Source organism: Mesorhizobium sp. M0243 (assembly GCF_040321775.1).
GTDB lineage: Bacteria > Pseudomonadota > Alphaproteobacteria > Rhizobiales > Rhizobiaceae > Mesorhizobium.
In genome coordinates this window covers 331,542-350,399 of the sequence record NZ_JAMYSF010000002.1, presented here as the reverse complement: position 1 = coordinate 350,399, position 18,858 = coordinate 331,542, and the positions used below count along the sequence as shown (strand labels likewise).

Genomic DNA, 18,858 nt, shown 5'->3' with positions numbered 1-18,858 from the left:
TCCTATTTCGTGATCGCCGTGGTGAATTCGGCGATGCTCATGGCCTTGACCGCGTCCCAGTCCCAATCGATGCCGATGCCGGGTTCGTCGGGCGCCAGCGCCTGGCCATCCTCGATGCGGAGGCGCTTGCCGGTCAACTGGTCGAGTTGCGGAATGTACTCGACATATCGGCCGTTCTGAACAGCGCAGGTCAGGCTGACATGCAGCTCCATCAGGAAATGCGGGCAGACCGGAATGTCGAAGGCCTCCGCCGCGTGCGCGATCTTGAGCCAGGGCGTGATGCCGCCGATGCGGCCGACATCGACCTGCACGATCGAGCAGGCGCCTTTCTGCATGTACTCGCGAAAATGGCGAATGGAGTAGAGCGACTCGCCGATGGCAATCGGCGTCGGCGTCGAGTTCGACAACCGCACATGCCCGTCAATGTCGTCGGCCGGCAGTGGCTCCTCGATCCAGGCGAGGTCGAGGTCGCGTAATCTTGCCGCGCGCCGGATCGCCTCGTCGACCGAAAAGCCCTGATTGGCGTCGGTCATGATCTCGTAGCCGTCGCCGACCGCCTTGCGCACCGCCGACAGGCGCGCCAGATCTTCCGAGCCGTGCGGCCTGCCGATCTTCACCTTCGAGCCGCGAAAGCCCTTGGCCTTGGCGGCCAGCGCATCGTCGACCAGCGCCTGCGTCTCGATGTGCAGCCAGCCGCCTTCGGTCGTGTACAGCGGGCAGCGGTCCTTGGCGCCGCCGGCCAGCTTCCACAAAGGCAGGTTCTGCTTCTTTGCCCGTAGGTCCCACAGTGCTGTATCGATGGCCGCGATGGCGATGGCGGTGATGGCGCCGATGGTCGTGGCATGCGTGGCGAATTCGAGATCGTGCCAGATTGCCTCGATCATGTCGGGGTCGCGGCCGATCAGGCGCGGCACCAGATGGTCGGACAAAAGCCGCATCACCGACGAGCCGCCGGTGCCGATCGTGTAGCTGTAGCCGGTGCCGACCGCACCGTCGGAATCGGTGATGGTGACGATAGGCGTTTCCTGGCTGACGAAGCTCTGGATGGCGTCGGTGCGCTTGACCTTGGGCACAAGGTCCACCATCCGAAGGTCGACTTTCTCAATTTTGGCCATGCCGATCAGCTCCGCAATGTCTTTCCGGTCTCGGTGGCAAACAGGTGCGCCTGCGACATGTCGAGGCTCATGGCGACCCGCTCGCCCGGCCGCAGTGGCCTCGGGTTCAGCATGCGCGACACCCAGTCCGTACCGTTGAATTCGACGAACACCAGTGTCTCGTTGCCGAGCGGTTCGGTGACCGTGATCGGCAGTTCGATCTGGTGGACATCGGCCGCACCACCGGAGCTGATGCCATGGCCGGTCGGATAGATGTCGTCCGGCCGCAGCCCGAACACGACCTTGTCGCCGGTGGCGACGTTGGTCTTGAACTGGGCGGGCAGCGGCAGCTTTTCGCCGCTGGCGAAAACCATCTGGCCATCATCGATCGTGGCTTCATGCAGGTTCATCGGCGGCGAGCCGATGAAGCCTGCGACGAAGCGCGTCGCCGGCTGCCGGAACACCTCGTCGGGCGTGCCGACTTGTTCGATATGGCCGTCGCGCATGATGACGATGCGGTCGGCAAGCGTCATCGCCTCGACCTGATCATGGGTGACGTAGATCACCGTCGATTGCACCTTGGCATGAAGCTTCTTGATCTCGGTGCGCATCTGCGTGCGTAATTTGGCGTCGAGATTGGAAAGCGGCTCGTCGAACAGGAAGACGTCAGGATCGCGCACGATGGCGCGGCCCATGGCGACGCGCTGGCGCTGACCGCCGGAGAGTTGCGAGGGGCGTCGGTCCAGCAGTGTGTCGAGGCCAAGAATGGCCGAGGCCTCGGCGACACGGCGGTCCATGTCTTCCTTGGCGGCACCGGCGATCTTCAGCGAGAAGCCGAGATTCTCGCGCACCGTCATGTGCGGATAGAGCGCATAGGACTGGAACACCATCGAGATGTTGCGCGAGCGCGGCGGCAGGTCGTTGACGACGCGCCCGCCGATCTCGATCGAGCCGGCACTGATCTCTTCCAGCCCGGCGATCATGCGCAGCGTCGTCGACTTGCCGCAGCCGGACGGGCCGACCAGCGCGATGAATTCGCGGTCGGCGATGTCGAGATCGATGCCGTGCACGATCCCGATGTTGCCGTAGCGCTTGGTCAGCTTGGTGAGGGTAACGGTTGCCATGGTATCAGCCTTTCACCGCGCCGGAGGTCAGGCCGCCGACAAGGTGTTTCTGGACGACGTAGGTGAGGGTGAGCGCCGGAATGATCATCACCACGGCCAGCGCGCACATGCCACGCCAATCGATGGTGAACTCGGCCGTGTAATCGAGCAGGCCGACCGGCAGCGTCTTGGCGCTCACCGAGCGGGTCAGCTGCGAGGCCAGCGCGAACTCGTTCCAGCAGGTCAGGAAGGCGAAGATGGCGGCCGAAGCGATGCCCGGTCCGGCAAGCGGGAACTCGACCTGCCAGAACGCCTGCCAGCGCGTGCAGCCATCGATCTGCGCCGCCTCCGCGAGGTCCTTGGGCACCTGGCGGAAGAAGCCGTCGATCAGCCAGATGGTGAACGGCACGTTGAGCGCGACATAGGCAAGGATCAGCCCGAAATGCGTGTCGATGATGCCAAGCCGCACATAGAGGAAGAACAGCGGTAGCGAGAGCGCAATGCCCGGCACGGTGCGCGTCAGCATCAGGCTGAGGAAGACGCTGGATTTGCCGCGGAAGCGGTAGCGCGCGAAGGCATAGCCGCCGGCCATGCCGATGGCCACCGCAATGACTGTCGAGGTCACCGAGATGATCAGCGAGTTGCGGAAATATTCGATGACAGGGATGCCGCCCTTGCCGATGCCTGAGAACATGGCGACATAAGCGTCGAACGAGATCTCCTGAGGGATCCACACCGGTGGCTTGGCCATGATCTCGACCGCCGGCCGCAGCGACGAGATGACGATCCACAGGCCCGGCAGGCAGATGGTCAGCATCGCCAGGAACAGGCCGATGCGATAGACGACGCCCAGCAGCCGGCGCTTCAGGCGGGCGGAAGAATTCTCGTCCATCACCACTCCGCACCGATCTGCGTGCGCGCCGCGGCGAGCTTGTTGAAGAAGTAGACAGTGAAGGCGATCGACAGCAGGATCGAGAAATAGGCCATGGCGTTGGCCATGCCCATGCGCCCGTCGCTGTAGGCGGTGCGGGCCACCAGGGTCCATAGCAGTTCGGTGCGGCCCGCCGGTCCGCCATCGGTCATGATCTTGACGATGTCATAGGCGCGCGCGACGTCGAGCGAGCGAATGGTCATGGCGATGTACGCGAAAGGCATGACGAACGGCCACGTCACATAGCGGAATGTCTGCCACGGCGTGCAGCCGTCGACCCGCGCCGCCTCGATCGGCTCCTTGGGCATGGCGAGCAGGCCGGCGAGGATCAGGATGGCGAAGATCGCCGTCGACGACCAGATCTCGGCGATCGAGATGGCGATGAAGGCGAGATGGCCCTCGATCAGCCACGGTATGGCGTCTTGCGTGATGCCGAGCGACTGCAGCGCATTGTTCACCAGGCCGATATTGTCGTTGAACATAAACTTGAACTGAAAGCCGACCAGGATCGGCGAAAACATCATCGGAAACATCATCAGCGTGCGCAGGATGCGCTGGCCGCGTGTCGCTTTCTCGACCAGCATGGCAAGCCCAAGGCCAAGCAGCATTTCGAGATTGAGCGCGATGGTCAGCAGCAGCACCGTGCGACCGAACGCCCACCAGAAATCAGTGTTGGACAGGATCGAAAGATAGTTCCGGATGCCGATGAAGACGTAGAACGTTTCGGGCCGCGTCAGGCGGAACGGCGTGAAGCTGGAGTAAAGGGACAACAGCAACGGCACAACGACAACCGCCGCCAGCACGATCATGGCCGGAAGCAGCAGCAGGAATGGCGCGGATGGCTTGAAGCCCTTCATCAGAATCCTTGAGGTGTTTGCATTTGGACGGCCGTGAGTGGGCCGGGGGCGATGGGTTAGCGTAAATCGCTGGCCGCGAAACACGATCGCCTCCCCCATTTCCGATGGGGGAGGCAGCCTTGGGAGCCCGTTTCTAGAGCTTGCCGGCGTCCTGGAGGATTTGCGTCGCCTTGGCGGCCGCATCGTCCAGTGCCTGCTTGGAGGTCTTGTCACCGAGGATCGCCGCCTGCAATTCGGGATAGACGGCGTTCGAGATCTCGATCCATTCAGGCGTCTGCGGCACGGCAAACGCGTGCTTGGCCTCTTCCTGGAAGGCGGTAAGAACCTCCTTCTTGTAAGGATCGTTTTCGGCCTGCTTCAAATCCCAGTCCCACACCGCGGTGCGGGTCGGCAGCGGGCCTGCGGCGGCCTCGAGCTTCTGGCTGTCTTCGTTGGTCAGCCACCACACCAGGGAAGCCGCGGCCTCCTTGTTGGGGCAATTCTCGGTCACCGAGAAGCCATGGAAACCCGACCAGCCGGTGCGTTTGCCGGACGAGCCCTTCGGCGCGACTTTCACGCCGACATTGCCGGCGACCTTCGACGACTTCGGATCGTTGAAGAAGCCAGCCCAGCCCGGCCAGTCCAGGTTGATGGCGACGGTGCCGGACGCAAAGCCCTGGCCGAGATCGTCCCAGAGATAGTTGGTGGTTCCGGCCGGTACGGCCTTGGCCTTGTAGAGGTTGACGAACCAGTCGAGCGCCCGGATGCCGGCCTCGGAATTGAAGACCAGCTTGCCGTCCTTGTCGAGATACTCGCCGCCTTCAGCGACAACCATCTCGTAGAAGCGGCCGTTGATCGCCTCTTCCTTGCCGGCGAACTGCGTGCCGTAGAAATTGGGTGGGTTGGCGAAGAACTGGGCCTGGTCGGTCACTTCCTTCCAGGTGTCCGGCGGCACCAAATCATAGCCGTACTTCGCCTTGAACTTGGTCTTGTTGTCGGCGTTCTCGTACAGGCTCTTCTGGTAGTAGAGCGCCGAAACGTCGAACTGCGCACGCGGCAGCATCTCCAGCTTGCCGTCGATGGTTGCGGACGTGATCGTCGACGGCACGAAAGCGTCGATCTCTTCCTTGGGCAGCAATTTGCTGAGGTCGGTGTAAAGGCCCGTATATTGCGGCGCAAAGGACGAATGGTTCCAGCCGACGCACCAGTTGGTGCTGCCCGAGGCGATGTCGGACTTGAGCTCCTTGTCGATGTCGAAGCCGTTCTTCTTGGTCAGGATGTTGACCTTGGCGCCGGTCGCCTTCTCCCATTCGGGAATGCGCTCGTAGAGCTTTTCATATTGCTGGCCGCCGATCAGCTTCACGTCGACGGTCACGCCTTCGAACTTGCCGGGCAGGTCGCCGGCAAGGGCAGCGCCCGCACCTGACGCGAGCAACAATGCACCGGCGCACACGCCGGACAGCAGTCTGTTCATCTGTATCCTCCCTTGGTGCCGCCTCCGCGGCGACCGCAACTCGTCTGATGACAAGAAGTGCTACATTCATATACAAACAAAACATTCATAGACACGTCAAGGCGAAATTTGTTTCCGCCGCGCACGTTCCTGCATATATGAAGGGTGAAATTCACTGGAGGATGAGCCCATGGACGACAGCGAAGACGAGCGCTATCGCGCGCCGGCGCTCGACAAGGGGCTCGATATCCTTGAACTGCTGGCGGGCGTCGACGGCGGCCTGACCCAGGCAGAAATCGCCAAGAAACTCGACCGCAGCCCCAACGAATTCTACCGTATGCTCGACCGGCTGGTGCGGCGCGGCTATGTCACCAGGCTCGACGGCGACCGCTATTCGCTGACGCTCAAGCTGTTCGGTCTGGCACAGTTGCACGCGCCGGTTCGGCGGCTGGTCTCCTATGCGACGCCGCTGATGCGTGAGCTTGCCGAGACATCGCAGCAGGCCAACCAACTCGTTGTTTTTGATCGCGGTTCTGCCGTCGTCATCGGCCAGCAAGAAGCACCGAACTACTGGGGCATATCGATCCGGGTCGGCTCCCATATCAGTCTGTTCGACACCGGCTCGGGACATGTGCTGCTCGCTTTCCGCTCACCGGAAGAGCGCCAGATGATGATTTCCGAACACGTCCGCAGCACCGACAAGACGGCGCAATCGACCGAGTTCTTCACCCGTCTCGACCAGATCCGCGACCGTGGCTACGAGATGATGGCCTCGATGCAGACAGCCGGCGTCTTCAACCTGTCCGCCCCGGTGCGCAGTTCCGACGGCAAGGCGATCGCCGCGCTGTCGATTCCCTACATCACGGTGGTCAACGCGCCTTCCGCGCCCGACATCACCAGGACGATCGAACTGTTGCTGGCAACGTGTGAAAAGCTGTCGCACCTTGCTGGATCAGCAGTAGGCTCATCGGTGTGAATTCTTATTTGAATGAAGAATTCCCCCGTGAGATGATTTGAAAAGCCAGAGGGAGGAGCCTCACCATGATCATCGATACCCATCTGCATCTCATCGATCGCTCGGCCCTGCGCTATCCCTGGCTCGCCGGCGTGCCGGCGCTCAACCGCGATTTCTCCTATGAGGACTACGCCGTGGAGGCGCAGCGTGTCGGCGTCGAGCGCGTGCTGCATATGGAGGTCGATGTCGATGCGGCCGACATCGAGGCTGAAACCGCTCGGGTCGAAGGCCTGTCACGGCAGCCCAGCAGCATGCTGGCCGGGGTGATCGCGTCCTGCCGTCCTGAGGAAGGGGACTTCGCGGCCTATCTCGAACGGCAGCGGGCAAACCCGTTCGTAAAAGGCTTTCGCCGCGTCCTCCACGTCGTGCCCGACGAGCTCTCGGAAGGTGCGGTGTTTCGCGCCAGCATAAAGCGGCTTGGCGGCACCGGCCTGACCTTCGATCTCGTCGTGCTGCCGCACCAGATCCCCAGGGCGATCGTGCTTGCCGACCTGGCACCCGATGTGACGTTCGTCCTCGACCATTGCGGCGTCCCCGACATCAAAGGCAAGAGCGAACATCCATGGCGCGAGCATATGAGCGACATCGCCCGGCGCCCGAATGTCATGGCCAAAATCTCCGGTGTCGTCGCCTATGCCGATGCCGGCAGCTGGACGGTTGAGACGTTGCGGCCGTACGTCGAGCACACCATCAATTCATTCGGCTGGGACCGTGTCGTCTGGGGCAGCGACTGGCCGGTCTGCACGCTAGGCGGCGGTCTGTCGACCTGGGTGGCGGCGACCCATGCACTGCTCTCGGGCTGCAGCATCTCCGAGCGCGACAGGCTGTTGTCCGGCAATGCCCGCAAGCTGTGGCGGCTCGACTGACTGGTCCTTTCAGATGGTTGTCGAGACGTGCCGTTCGCGGCCATAGAGCGAAACCAGCAGCACGATGACGAAGCCGAGCGCGGCCTGCACCGCTGCGGGCTGGAAGCCGAGGCCGATCAGCAGCGTGTTGATCTCGGTCAGCACCAGCACGCCGGCGATCGTGCCGAGATAGCTTCCCCGGCCGCCGACAAGTGCTGCACCTCCTACGACAACGGCTGCGATGGTCTGGAACAGATAGGGCTGGCCGACATCGCCATAGGCCGAACCGGTGAAGCCGAGCAGCAGCACTCCTGCCACGGCGGCGAAGAAAGCGCTTGCCGCATAGGTGATGACCCACATGCGAACCGGGTCAATCAGCGCCAGCGGCGCCGCGCCCGGATTGCTGCCCAGCGCGTAAAGCCGGCGGCCATAGGGCGTTCGCTCCAGCACCAGGACGACGAGTGCCGCCAGCACGACAAGGCTCGGCACCAGCCACGGCACCGGCAGCGGTCCGGCCGATCCGCCGATCGAGACGAAGCTGGATACCGCTTGCGGTGCGGAGCCTGACGGGAAACCCGCCGTCCACAACAGCACCAGCCCTTGCACGACCATGCCGATGCCGAGCGTGACGATGAGCGGCTGGATGTCGAGGCTGCGCGAGATCAGCCCGTTCAGCCCGCCGATGATGATCGCCAGTACGCCGACGAGGCCGCAGACCAGGACAAAATGCCAGCCATCGCCATAAAGCTGCGCCGCCACGACATTGGCAAAGCCAATGACGAAAGGGATCGACAGGTCGATGCCGCCCATGATGACGACCAGCGTCTGCCCGATCGAGGCCACGGCGAGCAGCGAGGCGAGCACCAGCATGGCGCGTATGGCAAACGGCGCGGAGTAGCCAGGAATGAGGATCGTGCCGGCGAGATGCAGAAGGGCGGCGACGCAGAAGGCGCCGACGACGCGAGCGTTGGTTGTGGCGAAGAGGTTTTGGCGCAAAACCATGTCAGCGTCTCCCCATAGCAAGACGTTCCTGCAGCGCTGTCAGCATCACGGCCAGCACCAGGATCGCGCCGTAGGCGATCTGCAGCACGAAGGTCGAGACGTTGAACGTCGTCAGCACGCTTTGCAGCAGGAAGATGTCGATGGCGCCGATGGCGGCACCCGCCACCCCACCACGGCCGCCTGCAAGGCTGACGCCGCCGAGCGCTACCGCGGCGATGGCGATCAGTGTGTAAGTTGGCCCGATGTTCGGATCGGCGGAGCCGATCAGCGCGGTCAGCATCAATCCGGCGCAGCCGCCAAGGATGCCGGTCATGATATAGGCGATGAAGCGCACGCGCGTGACATCGACGCCGGCGGTGTAGGCGGCACGGTCGTCGCTGCCCACCGCCATAAGCTGGTCGTAGTAAGGGGTGCGCCGCACCAGCCACCAGACGATGAACATCGCCGCCAGCGGCAGCATCGACAGCGGACCGGACAGTGCCTTGAGCCAGGCCGGTGCGGGACCGATCGGCGCCGGCAGGATTGTTAACGTCACGCCGGTGAGGATCAGATAGGTGCCGAGCGTCGCGACGATCGGCTGAATGCGCACGATTGTCGCCAGAAAGCCGTTCGCAGCACCCACCAGCGCCCCGACGAGCAATGCAGCCGGAACGAGCACCGGGGGCGATGAGATGCCGGTGCCGAGGAACAGCACCTGGATCGTCAAAGCGTTGACGAAGCCCATCAATGGCCCGACCGAGATGTCGATTCCGCCACGCCCGGCGAGGATGACAGGCGTGGACGCAATGGCCGCACCGATCAAGGGCGCCGCCAATCCGACCAGCGCGCCCCAGGAACCCGGCTGGAACCGCCCGGGGCTGAGGATAAGATTGATCGCAAGCAGCACGACCAGCAGCACCACCGCGAAGCCGAAATTTCGCCCAAGGGACAGGAGGCGCGCAACAGGGTTCATGCCGCACGTCCGAACATGGCTGATATCACGCTGTCGGTGGTGAGCGCGTCGCCAGAGATCTCGGCCGCGACTTCATTCTCACGGAACACCAGCACGCGCTGGCACAGGAGAAGAATCTCCTCGATTTCACTGGATAGGATGACGAGCCCCATGCCGTCGGACGCCAGCCCGCGAAACACGTCGTAGAGCACATGCCGCGTCGCCACGTCGACGCCACGCGTCGGATCGTTGAGGAGCAGGATCGCGGGCTCCAGCGCCAAGGCACGCGCCAACAGCACCTTCTGCTGGTTGCCGCCCGAAAGAGTGGTGATCGGCGCATCGGGCCGGGGCGCCACTATCGAGAGTTTTTCGCGATAGAAGTCGTAGCGCGCCTTGCGTGCCGACGGGCTGATTAGCCCGAGCCGCGTGTCGCGCGACAAGGTCGAGACGGCGAAATTGTCGAGCACCGACTGTGTCGGGAAAATGCCGTTGGCGCGTCGGTCGCGCGGCAAATAGGCGATGCCGCTGGCGACAGCCTTGCGAAACCCGGTAATCTTTCGGGAGGCATCCGATGAACCGAGTTCGATCGAGCCGCCATGGGGCGGTTCCAGGCCGGCAAGCATCTTGAGAAACAGCTCCTGGCCATGACCATCGAGACCGGCAAGCCCGACGATCTCACCCGGAGCGATTGCCTGCGTGATCGGGCTGGCGCCGGGCGCGATGACAAGGTCCCGAACGGCAAGACCACCAAAATCGAGGGCGGCGCGATCAGCCATGCTGCAGCTCCGCCGCCGTGCGTGGCGCCATCGCCTTGAGAAGTTCAGCCGGCGTCGAAGCGCCGCGCTCCTCGGTGCGCACGACGCTGCCGCCGCGCAGGATCGAGATGCGATCCGACAGCGACATCACCTCGTCCATGCGGTGGGTGATGAACAGGATCAGGCAGCCTTCGCCGGCCAGCGCGCGCATCAGGGAAAAGACGGATTCGCGATCGGCGAAGTCGAGCGCGGCGGTGACCTCGTCGAGGATCAGGATCTTTGGGTTGCGCACGATCGCGCGGGCGAGAACGACCAATTGCTGCGCGGCAAGCGGCAGCAGGCCGGCTGGCTTGTCGAGGGGGACGTCGGTAACCGCGAAGCGCTTCAGCGCGGCTTTCGCCCGGTCACGGCGCTCGTTGCGGGGAACAGCGCGCCGGACCAGCCCGTCGAGGCCGAGCAGGATGTTATCGATGACGCTGCAGTCCGGCGCGATCAGCACCTCCTGGAACACCGTGGCAAAACCTTGCGCCTGGAAGGCCGAGGGCTTGGCACCCGAAAACGGCTTGCCGTGCAGCAGGATCGCGCCATTGTCCGGCTGGACGATGCCGGACAGCAGCTTGACCATCGTGCTCTTGCCCGAACCGTTCTCGCCCAGGATGGTGTGGATGGTTCCCGCCCGAAACGCGATCGATGCGTCCGCGAGCGCGATCGTCTCGCCATAGCGTTTGGATATGGTTTTGATTTCAAGCATGTCGCGTTTCGATGCTGGCAGGCCGGCTCCCTGAAAGGAGCCGGCCTGCTGAGAGACTAGCAGGCGTCACTTTGCACAGGCATCGGGCACCTTCGAATAATCCCAGCCCTTGGTCGGCGCCGGGTTCGAGAAATAGGCGTCGAGCCATTCCTCCGGCATCGGATCTTTCGGCGGGATCGGGAAGATCGACACGGCATCCGTCGTCATGCAGTCCTTGTACCAGGCACCGAGATCGGCGGTGTGGACAGGCGGGATCGGGATCAGCAGCGTGTTCAGCTTCGGCTTCTGGCCGTCGAGCATGCGCTCGCCGACGCGGAACAGTGTTTGCGCGGTCCAGTGCGGCAGCACCGCATGGCCTTCGAAGCGGTACTTGTCGGGGTTGGCCTTCCAGTAGCCCAGCGCGTCCCCGGTGATCGAGCCGGTGATCAATGGCGCCGGCCGGCCGGCTTCCGCGAAGGCTTCGGCGACGACGCGGCTTTCGCTGCCTGTCGTCCACACCGCATCGATCGGCGCCGGGTTGGTGGCGATCGCCTGCAGCACCACGGTCTTGGTGACGTTGGCTGTCCAGTTGCCGTTGACGTTGCGCGAGATCTTCAGCTTCGGATTTTCCGCCAGCGCCTTGTCCGCGCCCTGGCGTTCCTGGACCACGATCGGGTGGCCGGCGATGCCTTCGACCAGAAGGATGCTGGCGCCGTCCGGCTGCGCCTTGCCGATCGCCGTCATCATGTCATAGCCCCAGCGCGCATAGTTGGAATCGACATTGATGGCGTTCGGGCTGGTCACCGAGCCGGCGGCGGTGATGAACGGAATGCCGGCCTTGGCGGCAGCGTCGATGGCATCGTCGAGCGCCGTCGCCGAGCCCGGCACCGACGTGATGATAGAGCATTTCTTGTCGATGAAGGCGCGGATCTGGTTGATCTGCTGGCTGGCATCATTGTTGGAATCCGACACCTCGAAGCTGGAGACGGTGCCGTCGGCGATCAGCCCGTCGACAAGACGCTTCAACTCCTTGGTCACCGTGACCCGCCACGGGTTGCCCTGGTAGGATTCCGAGTGGCACCATTTCCACGGCTTTGGCGGCGCGTTGAAATTCTCCCAGGCCGAAGGCAATACCTTCTGGGGCGCTCCGTCATACTGCGCCTTGAGTTCGGTCGGCAGTCCACCGATGACGCCTTGCACATCCTGTGCAAAGGCGGCCGTTGCAAGCGAGGCAAGCGCCGTTGCGGCCAGCAGGCCGCGGATCATTCCTGTCATTCTTGTTCTCCTCCGTTCGGTTTGGTTCAGGCTCCTCCACCGGCAGCGCCGGACACCTGCACCGGGGAACTCTCCCGAAACAGGCGATTGAGATCGGCAACGACCTGTCGGGCTTGATGCCGGAAGGTCATGCCGGAAAGGATGCGTTCGGACGCGGCCTGCTGGAACGCCATGTAGCCGTCATGGCGCGGCCGCACCCATGCACCCGCCAGTGTCGCGCGCGTGTCCCGGTAGAAATTGCCGGTCGCTTCATTGACGGCCTGATCTTCCCAGGCCGCTGCATGGCCGGGCTGGCCGCCGGCGGCGGCATAGGCGCCGCGCTGGACATCGCCGCTCGAGACCCAATAGGCAAAGTTGATCGCGGCATCCCTGGCTTTGGAAAAGGCTGATACGGCTATGCCGGTGCCGCCGAGCGCCGAACCGATCGGGCCGCCGGAACCGATGACCGGAACATCGGCAAAGGCCAGCCGGTTCGCCCGAAAGCCAGTCGTCGCATAGGAAACATAGCCATAGATCAGTGGCGCGCAGACGAACCTGGAACCGGCCTCCGCCATGCGCTCCGAGACGGCAATCGGATCCATCTCCAAGCAAGCCGGATCAACGAGCGCTGCAATCTCGCGCATTGCTTCAAACACTTCGCTACCGGCGTCAACATCGATGAGATCGTGGGATGGATCGGTGGTGCAAGGACGGCCGAGATTGCCTGCGAATGTGTAAAACACCATCAACACGTGAGGCGGCCGCAGCGGCAGCAGCACACGGCCTTGCCGGGCGAGATCGAGCACCTCGCTCCAGCGCGCCGGTGGCGCCTCGATCGCATCCGGCCGCCATGCCTGGACCTGGGTTGCCGCATCGATCGGGAAAGCCCATTGCCGTCCTTGCCAGTTGTAGCTCGGATAGGACTGGCCGACGCTGCCCGAGGCAAGGGCCGTGCGTTCCGCCTCGCGTCCGGCGACATCCAGCGGCTCCAGGCAGCCTTCGGCCGTGATCTGGCCGACATGCGGATGGTCGATGACGATGAGATCATAGGCGCGCGCCAGTTCCTCGACCGGGAAGGATTCGAAATCCTGCAGCGAGCGCTTGTCCCATTCGATGGCAATACCGGTCTTCTGCTGCCACAGCGCCGAGCAGGCGACCATCGGATCGTAGCCACGCGGATGGCTCCAGGTCATGCCTTTGAGCTTGGGCACGCTCACAGGCCGAACTCCGCGCGGATGGCGGCACTGTGCTCGCCGATGCGCGGCGCCGCCCGATCGACCTTGGCCCTGATGCCATCGACCCGGAGCGGCGAACTCGTCGTGAGGATCGAGACGTCATCCTCGCGCGTCACCGTCTGCAGCATATCGAGCGATTGAAACCCCTCGCTTGCCAGCATCTCGGGCCAGGTCAGTACCTTGGCGCACCAGATGTCGGCCGGCTCGAGGATATCAAGCCATTCGTCGATGGTTTTGGTGGCGATCCGCTGCGCGATGATCGCCTTGATGTCGTCGCGCGCGGTGAACCACGATGCAGGCTTGTCGCGATAGGGTGCCAACTCGCTGAGCGACAAGAGGTCGGCCAGCTTGGGGATCGGCGTCATAGCGATGGCGAGATAGCCGTCCTTGGCCGGGTAGACACCGTAAGGCGCCGACAGATAGGCATGCGCGCTGCGGAAGCTGGAGCGCCTGGGCAGCCGGCGGCCGTCATTGAGATGCGTCGTCAGCACCTCGAACTGGAAATCGACCAGCGCTTCCAGCAGGCTGGTTTCGATATGGCTGCCCTGACCGGTGATGCCGCGCCGCACCAGTGCGGCCAGAATGCCCTGCGCACAGGCGGCACCAGCCAGCATGTCGCCGATGGCGAGGCCGAACGGCACCGGTCCCTGATCCTCGTCGCCGTTCAGCCACATCACGCCGGAACGCGCCTGCGCCAAGAGATCCTGGCCGGGCCGTTTGACCCATGGCCCATCCTCGCCATAGCCGCTGATCGAAGCATAGACCAGCCGCGGGTTGATCTTGCGGACCGCTTCATAGTCCAGGCCGAGCCGTTCGATGACGCCCGGCCGGAAATTCTGGATCAGCACGTCAGCCCTGGCCAGGAGGCCGCGCAACGCTTCGAGATCGGCCTCGTTCTTGAGGTCGATGGCAAGACTTTCCTTGGCCCGGTTGATGGCGTGGAAGATGGTGGAATCGCCGCCGATCTCGGTGTCGCTGAGATAGAGCCGGCGCGACAGGTCGCCGCCATCCGGACGCTCGATCTTGATCACGCGGGCGCCGAGATCGAGCAGCCTGAGTGAGCAGTACGGGCCCGACAGGAACTGGCTCATGTCGACGACGACGAGACCGGCGAGCGGCAATTCGGCTGCTGCCGGCATGCTATTTCTCCGTCTTGCCGACGAAGTCGGCCGGGTTGCGGTACTTCACCGTCTGCAGATGCTCGCAATAGAGAACGAGCTCGCCTTCGCCCTTGAAAACCTCATAGCTGGCGCGGATCAGCCCCATCTCCTTGTAGCGGGGCTTCTTGTCGAGGTTGGAGCGGATCGAATAGATCGTGTCGCCAATGAAGACAGGCTTTATGAAACGGAGCTTGTCGTAGCCATAGGAAAAGGCGTTGACGCAATTGGTGGCGACCAGGCCGAGGCCAGCCGAGAAGACAAAGGCGCCGGCGATCAGCCGCTTGCCGAAAACGCCTTCGCTCTCGGCAAATATCTGGTCCTGCACATAGGGGTGGATGTCGAGCACCAGCGTGTTGAACAAATGGCTATCGCCTTCGGCCATGGTCCGTCGCAACGAGCGGATCTTCTGCCCGACCGGCCAATCCTCATAGAACCAGTTTTCGGCGTTCCACACCGGCAGCGCGGCGTGATCCCCAGGCATGTTCTTGGGATGCGTCGAGGCGACACCGACGGTGGGCGCGAAATCGTTCATGGCCGGCACCGCCAGCCTTGTATGGGGCACGTCACAGCTGCCGGAAAACGCATCAAGGCGTCGAAATGCAAGACGTCTCCTCCCGTCAATCTTCTTTTGTAAATAGTATTTTCACATATGGGGTTGCGTTGCAAGCGTGAACAGGCGAAATTTTGGCTGCTCCCGCGCGCCGAAGCGCAGGCGGGCAGGGGAGGAAATCATGCGCAAGGATTGTCTGGTCTTTGTCGGCAGCCTGAACCGCGAGGCGCCGTATTTTCAGGGCGCTCGGGGCGTCGGTCTCGGCGTCTACAGCTTTGACGAGACGACGCTGGAAACACGAAAACTGGCCGAGACCAACGATGTCGACAATCCGACATTCCTGTCGGTGACGCCAGACGGCTCGCACATCTATGCCAATTCGGAAGTCTTCACCTGGCGCGAGGGCACCGTCTCCGCCTACAGCTTCGATCGAGCTTCTGGTACGCTCATTTATCTGAACAAGCAGCCGTCGCTCGGCAGCATCACCGCCCACAACACCATCACCCGCGACGGGACGAGGCTGCTGGTCGCCAACTATGGCATGGGCGAGGGCGGTCCGGATTGTGCCGTGGCGGTTTATGGTTTCGAAAAGGACGGCGCGCTGTCGGCGCCGCTGGCCAGCGTATCGCATTCCGGCACCGGCCCGAATGCGGCGCGGCAGGAACGCTCGCATGCCCACAGCGTCACCGAAACCATTGCCGGTGGTGGCATGGCTATCGTCGCCGACCTCGGCATCGACCGGCTGGTGTCCTACCGCATCGGGCGAGATGGCGAGCTCAGCAAGCTCGCTGAATCCGCTCTGCCGCCGGGCGCCGGTCCGCGCCATCTTGCGTTGCATCCGAACGGACGCTTCGTCTTTGTCATGAACGAGCTGGATTCGACCATTGTCTCGATGGCGCTGGACGAGGCATCAGGCAAGCTGTCCATCATCGACGCAAAGCCGGCGGTGCCGGCCGAGGCGCGCGACAGCAATCATTGCGCCGATATCCAGATGTCGCCGGATGGCCGCTTTGTCTACGGTTCCAACCGCGGCCATGACAGCGTCGTCATCATGGCGGTCGACCAGAACACCGGCGCGCTGAGCCTGGTCGGCTATGTCCCTTGCGGCGGTGCGACGCCGCGCAACCTGGCGTTGACGCCGTCAGGCGGCCATTTGTTCTCGGCCAACCAGAATGCCGACCGCATCTCGATCTTCGCGCGCGACGCCGACAGCGGCATGCTGATCGACACCGGGCGCGCCATCGAGATCGGCACGCCGATGTGCGTCAAGATCGTGCGCTAAACGACCGCAACCACATCCGCATCGAGGCCTCGGGCGAAACCGGCCGGGCTCAAGCCTGCTGTATTGCGGAGAGCTTCCAGCTCGATCCATTCTCACGCACGAAGGTCCACAGCTCGGTCGTCTCTGTCGAATGGTCTTCGTCGCCTTCGACGACCTTGCCGCTGGCCCGTTCGCGCGTCACGTCACGAGACTCGTAGCGCAATGCGGCCGTGGCATAGTCGCGGTCATCCTCGCGCCAGCTTTCAGCGACGTCGGCCTGCAGCAAGGTGATGTCCGTTACCTCGTTCCTGAGACCTTTCTGGGCGTTGTCGGCCAGTTCTTCCGACAGATAGGACACCATTTCGGGGGTAACAGCCCGGCGCAGAGCGGCATGGTCTTCGCGCCCGAATGCTTCCTGGACATCGGTCAACAGCTGCTGGAATGCGTCGAGGTCGGTCTGAGCCAGCGTGATCTCATCAGAACCGATGGCCGGAGAGCTTCCGCCCGAACCACCGCCAAAGCCGGGAATTGTGAAGGAGCCTGCAGTCTGCTGCCCTGCCGTTGCGCGGTTCTCAAATTGCGAAGCCTGGGCATTGCCGACACCGGCGAGCGCTGGCGCAGGACCACGCGCCGATTGCGAGCGGAAGAAGCGGATAGCCAGCATGATCGCGCCACCGATGAGCAGGGCCTGAAGCAGGAAACCGAACACGCCGGCCAGGCCGCCGAAGCCTTGGCCGACGAGCAGGCCGAGCAGGCCGCCGAGCAGCAGGCCGCGCATCATCGTTCCACCGAAACCGCTCATGAAGCCGGGCCTCTGCGGGCCGGCCTGCGGCTGCCGGGCCGCGTTGTTCGCACCGGTGTTGGGCGTCATCGAACGCTCGACTGGAGCGGTCGGGGCCGGTGCGGTCCTGGTCGGCGGTGCCGATTGGAACGTGCGCATGCCACGACTGCCGAAACTGCCGCCGCGGCGCGCCTCGGCATGGTCTATCGTAACCATCGAAAACGCCAGGAACAGTCCTGCAAAGAGGGCTGCAAATCGGCTTGTACGGGAAGTCATCGGAGATGAACCTTTGTCTCTGCGGTTTCGGAAGTTTTCAGCCGCCGCCGGGTGCCGGCGTCATGCGGTCAATCGAACAACTCTTCGAAAAATGATTTCTTCCGCTTCGGATAGCGGTGGCCGTGGGAGCGGGAATAATCGTCGTCGCGGCCCTGGCCGTGTTGCGGCTGGGAGAATGCTGCCGGCTGTGGCTGCGGCGCGGGCGCCGCTTCCCTGCCGGAACGCTCGATGATTTTGTCGAGTTCTCCCCGATCAAGCCAGACGCCGCGGCACTGCGGACAGTAGTCGATTTCGATACCCTGGCGTTCGCTCATCACGAGCGCAACGCGGCAGGAGGGGCAAGTCATGCCAAGAAGAGAAGATGTCATACGGGGCTCCAAACCGAAAAAGATTGAGCCCGCTTGACCGAAAACATGGAAACGGGCCCGTTAAAGCGGTCCGACATCACGATCGCCAAAAGCGATAGTCAGAGGGGCCCGGCCCGCGTGAGACAGTTAGGAATGCAACTCGGCGCCTTCAAGAGCGATATCGCCCCCAGGAACGATTTGTTTGTCAACTCCGCTCAAATCATCACCACGATTTTGCCGAACTGCTCGTTTGATTCCAGATACCGATGCGCTTCGACGATCTGGTCGAACGCAAAGGTCCGGTCGATGATCGGTCTTAGTGCCCCACTCTGCAGGCCTTCGACGATGAACGCCTTGGCGGCCTCCAGCTTTACCGGGTTACCGGTGATCTGGTGCACGAGGTAGCCGCGCAGTGTCAGCGTCTTGCTCAGCACCGCTGGCAGCGGGAATGGCGTCGGCGCGTGGCTCAGTCCGCCATATTCGATGAGGATGCCGCTATGCGACATGGCCGTCGTCAGCGGCTCGAAGATCGGGCCGCCGACCGCATCAAACACGACGCGCACGCCTCGCGGCCCGGCGATCTGGTTCAATCGCGCCGCCAGATCCTCCTCCGTCGAGGCCACGACGTCGGCCGCGCCGGCCTCGAGCAGCGCCCGCATCTTCGCCGATGTCCGCGTCACCGCGATCGCGGTCGCGCCGACCTTGTTGGCGATCTGGATCGCCGCAAGCCCGACACTGCTCGATGCTGCTGTGATGACGACGGCGTCTCCGCTGTGCAGCCCGGCGATGTCGATCAGCGCGCCATAAGCGGTGAGATATTGCATCCAGACCGCCGCTGCCGTTTGCCAGTCAAGCGACTGCGGATGCTTGACGACAAGTCGGGCGGGGTAGGTGGCAAGATCGCCATAGGCCGGCCAGCGGATCATCGATTGCGGCGGGATGACACTGACGCTGTCACCTGGCGCGAAATCCTTCACGCCGTCGCCAATAGTCTCGACGACACCCGCCGCTTCAAGACCAAGCCCCGAGGGGAGCGTCGGCGTCTCGATATAGGCCCCCGCGCGCAGCAGCGCTTCGGCGCGATTGAGGCCGAGTGCCTTGACCCGGATTTGAACTTCGCCCGGCCCCGGTGGGGAAAGCGCGACATCCTCGATGCGCAGAACCTCCGGGCCACCATGCTGGTGAAAGCGAACTACGCGTGTCATTCGGGATACTCCAAATCATCTGAACCGAATGAGCTATGCAGCTAGGCTTGCCGGGGATAAATGGCTGTAAGGGAAGAACAGTAGAAACCAGGAG

Annotated in this window: 19 protein-coding genes; 3 read left to right on the top strand and 16 right to left on the bottom strand. The window is 63.3% G+C overall.

Features of this window, described 5'->3' with window-relative positions:
• Positions 1-2: 2 nt before the first annotated feature.
• The 5 genes from NKJ11_RS03735 to NKJ11_RS03715 all read right to left on the bottom strand — a co-directional run bounded on the left by NKJ11_RS03735 (position 3) and on the right by NKJ11_RS03715 (position 5,438).
• Positions 3-1,115, bottom strand: coding sequence for a mandelate racemase/muconate lactonizing enzyme family protein (locus tag NKJ11_RS03735; protein ID WP_023808868.1), 1,113 nt, complete (start codon positions 1,113-1,115; stop codon positions 3-5).
• Positions 1,116-1,120: 5 nt separating this feature from the next.
• Positions 1,121-2,218: an ABC transporter ATP-binding protein gene (locus NKJ11_RS03730; protein ID WP_023808867.1), complete on the bottom strand. Its 1,098-nt coding sequence runs from the start codon at positions 2,216-2,218 to the stop codon at positions 1,121-1,123.
• Between the two features lie 4 nt (positions 2,219-2,222).
• Positions 2,223-3,089, bottom strand: coding sequence for a carbohydrate ABC transporter permease (locus NKJ11_RS03725; protein WP_023808866.1), 867 nt, complete (start codon positions 3,087-3,089; stop codon positions 2,223-2,225).
• Positions 3,089-3,985 (bottom strand): carbohydrate ABC transporter permease, encoded by an 897-nt coding sequence (locus NKJ11_RS03720; protein WP_023808865.1) that lies wholly within the window; start codon positions 3,983-3,985, stop codon positions 3,089-3,091. The genes NKJ11_RS03725 and NKJ11_RS03720 overlap by 1 nt, the downstream gene beginning before the upstream one ends.
• A gap of 133 nt (positions 3,986-4,118) precedes the next feature.
• Positions 4,119-5,438 (bottom strand): ABC transporter substrate-binding protein, encoded by a 1,320-nt coding sequence (locus NKJ11_RS03715; protein ID WP_023808864.1) that lies wholly within the window; start codon positions 5,436-5,438, stop codon positions 4,119-4,121.
• 169 nt (positions 5,439-5,607) lie between these two features.
• On the opposite strand from NKJ11_RS03715, the gene NKJ11_RS03710 reads away from it, so the two are divergent.
• Positions 5,608-6,393 carry an IclR family transcriptional regulator gene (locus NKJ11_RS03710; RefSeq protein WP_023808863.1) on the top strand — a complete coding sequence of 262 codons (786 nt, stop codon included), beginning with the start codon at positions 5,608-5,610 and terminating at the stop codon, positions 6,391-6,393.
• A gap of 65 nt (positions 6,394-6,458) precedes the next feature.
• Complete coding sequence (locus NKJ11_RS03705; RefSeq protein ID WP_352609312.1) at positions 6,459-7,298, top strand: amidohydrolase family protein; 840 nt, start codon at positions 6,459-6,461, stop codon at positions 7,296-7,298.
• A gap of 9 nt (positions 7,299-7,307) precedes the next feature.
• On the opposite strand, the gene NKJ11_RS03700 is transcribed toward NKJ11_RS03705, so the two are convergent.
• From NKJ11_RS03700 to NKJ11_RS03665, 8 genes are all read right to left on the bottom strand, one after another.
• Entirely contained in the window at positions 7,308-8,279 is a 972-nt protein-coding gene (locus tag NKJ11_RS03700; protein ID WP_023808862.1) for an ABC transporter permease, read from the bottom strand.
• A 1-nt stretch (position 8,280) separates the two neighbouring features.
• Positions 8,281-9,231: an ABC transporter permease gene (locus NKJ11_RS03695; RefSeq protein ID WP_023808861.1), complete on the bottom strand. Its 951-nt coding sequence runs from the start codon at positions 9,229-9,231 to the stop codon at positions 8,281-8,283.
• A complete protein-coding gene (locus NKJ11_RS03690; protein WP_023808860.1) occupies positions 9,228-9,986 on the bottom strand; it encodes an ATP-binding cassette domain-containing protein in 759 nt (252 codons plus the stop codon). Before NKJ11_RS03690 ends, NKJ11_RS03695 begins: the two co-directional genes overlap by 4 nt.
• Positions 9,979-10,716: an ATP-binding cassette domain-containing protein gene (locus NKJ11_RS03685; RefSeq protein ID WP_352440084.1), complete on the bottom strand. Its 738-nt coding sequence runs from the start codon at positions 10,714-10,716 to the stop codon at positions 9,979-9,981. The genes NKJ11_RS03690 and NKJ11_RS03685 overlap by 8 nt, the downstream gene beginning before the upstream one ends.
• A 66-nt stretch (positions 10,717-10,782) precedes the next feature.
• A complete protein-coding gene (locus tag NKJ11_RS03680; RefSeq protein ID WP_023808858.1) occupies positions 10,783-11,970 on the bottom strand; it encodes an ABC transporter substrate-binding protein in 1,188 nt (395 codons plus the stop codon).
• Positions 11,971-11,996: 26 nt separating this feature from the next.
• Positions 11,997-13,166 (bottom strand): extracellular solute-binding protein, encoded by a 1,170-nt coding sequence (locus tag NKJ11_RS03675; protein ID WP_023808857.1) that lies wholly within the window; start codon positions 13,164-13,166, stop codon positions 11,997-11,999.
• Positions 13,163-14,323, bottom strand: coding sequence for a CaiB/BaiF CoA transferase family protein (locus tag NKJ11_RS03670; protein WP_023808856.1), 1,161 nt, complete (start codon positions 14,321-14,323; stop codon positions 13,163-13,165). The genes NKJ11_RS03675 and NKJ11_RS03670 overlap by 4 nt, the downstream gene beginning before the upstream one ends.
• Position 14,324: 1 nt before the next feature.
• On the bottom strand, positions 14,325-14,876 hold the full coding sequence (locus NKJ11_RS03665; RefSeq protein ID WP_023808855.1) for a MaoC family dehydratase: 552 nt from the start codon (positions 14,874-14,876) through the stop codon (positions 14,325-14,327).
• Positions 14,877-15,075: 199 nt separating this feature from the next.
• On the opposite strand from NKJ11_RS03665, the gene NKJ11_RS03660 reads away from it, so the two are divergent.
• Complete coding sequence (locus NKJ11_RS03660) at positions 15,076-16,176, top strand: lactonase family protein (RefSeq protein ID WP_352609314.1); 1,101 nt, start codon at positions 15,076-15,078, stop codon at positions 16,174-16,176.
• A 49-nt stretch (positions 16,177-16,225) separates the two neighbouring features.
• On the opposite strand, the gene NKJ11_RS03655 is transcribed toward NKJ11_RS03660, so the two are convergent.
• From NKJ11_RS03655 to NKJ11_RS03645, 3 genes are all read right to left on the bottom strand, one after another.
• A complete protein-coding gene (locus NKJ11_RS03655) occupies positions 16,226-17,212 on the bottom strand; it encodes a Tim44 domain-containing protein (RefSeq protein ID WP_352792712.1) in 987 nt (328 codons plus the stop codon).
• A 68-nt stretch (positions 17,213-17,280) separates the two neighbouring features.
• A complete protein-coding gene (locus NKJ11_RS03650; protein ID WP_023808853.1) occupies positions 17,281-17,580 on the bottom strand; it encodes a TFIIB-type zinc ribbon-containing protein in 300 nt (99 codons plus the stop codon).
• A 194-nt stretch (positions 17,581-17,774) separates the two neighbouring features.
• A complete protein-coding gene (locus NKJ11_RS03645) occupies positions 17,775-18,764 on the bottom strand; it encodes a zinc-dependent alcohol dehydrogenase family protein (RefSeq protein WP_352792711.1) in 990 nt (329 codons plus the stop codon).
• Positions 18,765-18,858: the final 94 nt, after the last annotated feature.